The organism is Pseudomonas sp. JAI115 (assembly GCF_014200835.1).
Taxonomy (GTDB): domain Bacteria; phylum Pseudomonadota; class Gammaproteobacteria; order Pseudomonadales; family Pseudomonadaceae; genus Aquipseudomonas; species Aquipseudomonas putida_A.
In genome coordinates this window covers 1-1962 of record NZ_JACHCY010000033.1, presented here as the reverse complement: position 1 = coordinate 1962, position 1962 = coordinate 1, and the positions used below count along the sequence as shown (strand labels likewise).

General features: G+C 53.3%; 2 protein-coding genes. One reads left to right on the top strand and one right to left on the bottom strand.

Annotated features, from left to right (window positions below):
* The first annotated feature begins 510 nt into the window (after positions 1-510).
* A complete protein-coding gene (locus HDC30_RS28955; RefSeq protein WP_095138608.1) occupies positions 511-882 on the top strand; it encodes a DUF6124 family protein in 372 nt (123 codons plus the stop codon).
* A 207-nt stretch (positions 883-1089) separates the two neighbouring features.
* Here HDC30_RS28955 and HDC30_RS28950 read toward each other — a convergent pair.
* A partial coding sequence (locus HDC30_RS28950) for an Ig-like domain-containing protein (protein ID WP_221303538.1) occupies positions 1090-1962 on the bottom strand: 873 nt, incomplete at its 5' end.

Genomic DNA, 1962 nt, shown 5'->3' with positions numbered 1-1962 from the left:
CCCACGGTCTGTACTGGTCAGAGTCAGAATCGAGTCTGTAGTCCCGCCCACCCCTTCAAGTCTAAACATACAAGCGAGCCTGCTCGCGAAAGCGGCCTGCCAGGCACCATCAAAACTACAGGAGCAATCCCGGTTCTCCACACACACAATAAACGCACCCCTGCAATCACGTTTAAAATACACGAACCGTTACGCCATAACGGCTACAACGCCTTGCGCCGTTACCTACGCGTACGCCAGAATCCGCCGGCTTACACGGCTATGCGTTGGGCTTATCGTTTCCCTGTCACTGGAAAACAGTGATCGGGTTTGGTAGCCCATTTCGGTACGGTCGTATGGCGTCACCTTATGTAGCCTCTTTTTGGGGCTCAGTTTTATGGTGGACATGCGTGGGGCTCATTCGTGAGCGCCGGGTTCCGTATCGACCGGTCTACCAACCCGCGCATGGCCGCCACCCATCGTTTGGTAGCGAGGGTGATGGCTCCTATTTCTCGATACGGAGTTTCATCCATGTTCAAAGCCACACCCAACCCCCCGGATACCTCAATCCCGTACGACCCAGCCCTCGACCCGCAGAAGATAAAAGCGGCAACCGACCGCGCCATCAACTTCTACCTCAACCCCGGCGCATTGAAGATCTCGATCCCTTCAACCTCGTCATGCAAGGCGAACAGAATCTTCCTCATCGACCCCACCGTGGACGAAGAAACCTTGCTCGTCGAAGCCTGCGAATCGTTAGCCGCCGCCAGCGACATGGCCCGCGACATCGGCGACACCGTCGACCACCCACAGCGCCGGGCCATGCTGATGCTGCATCAGGTGATCATGCTCAGTGAACTGATGGTCAACCGGGTACTGGACGGCCGCCGCGTGCCGAACTAACTGCCCGGTCCCCCTGTAGGAGCTGCCGAAGGCTGCGATCTTTTGATCTTGCTTTTAAAAACAAAATCAAAAGATTGTTCGAACGTCAAACCTTCGGCAGCTCCTACAGATCGTCGTTCTTTCAAAGTGCCGCAAGAGATACCTGACCCATAATTTCAATCGGATCAGGCTGCATCTTCCACTGCAAGTTGAAGGAAAAGCAAATTGCTAACTTTTGAAAGTTACCGTATAAATGTCAAATAAACCGTGCCCTTCCAATGAACTCAGCTTCGTGAACTCAAACTTGAGTGTATCGAAAACTTGGCTGTTAGCTGGAGCAAGTTCTCTATAAATCGGAGTCCAAATGCCACTGCTGGTTCCCTCGTAGAGCACTGTCGAGTCGATCACAATGTTTTTCCTTCGAAACTCAAGTTTCATGCGGCCAACTCCATTAGTTCCACTATATCTTCCGTTTATTATCACACTCTTGGCACCTCCTTGTTTAAGCGCTAAGGAGTACGAAAGTATGTTTTGACTAGTATTGGTACTTGAACTAGTTCGTGCGAACCTCGGAGGTTCAGCACCCCATAAGATAATCGCATGATACTGTTTTGGTCCCGCCCCGATGACTTCATTAACCGTTATTGTAGTGTTGTTACCCTGCCTGGAGTCTCCCGGGTTTTGGAGGATCACGGCTGGCGGATATGACATAAAGTCTTCGACGAGGTTAACGAGATTGGCCACGACTACAATTCGCGGTGGATTCGATACCTCCCCACCGCCATACAGCGCGGTGGCGGTGAAGGGATGGGAAGCGACGCTTAGCGCTGTCACAGTGAACTCCCAGTCACCACTCTGTGGATCGACGTCGGCCGTACCTCTAACGGTGGTGCCGTCCTTTATCAGGACTTTCTGACCGTTAGCCCCTTTCCCTTTGAGCGTGACCGTGGTGTCGAAGGTCGTGCCATCTGGGAGAATCTCAACTCCTTTCGAGTCCTCCGCACGAGTGATGGTCGGTGGGTTACTGGCCGTCACCGTCAACGTCCACGCCGCGGACACCTGCCCACTGCCATACAGCGCGATGGCGGTGAAGCTGTGAGC

Bases quoted from the DNA above. Each gene is read 5' to 3' on its own strand.
- HDC30_RS28955 (WP_095138608.1), top strand. From the start codon at position 511: ATGTTCAAAGCCACACCCAACCCCCCGGATACCTCAATCCCGTACGAC.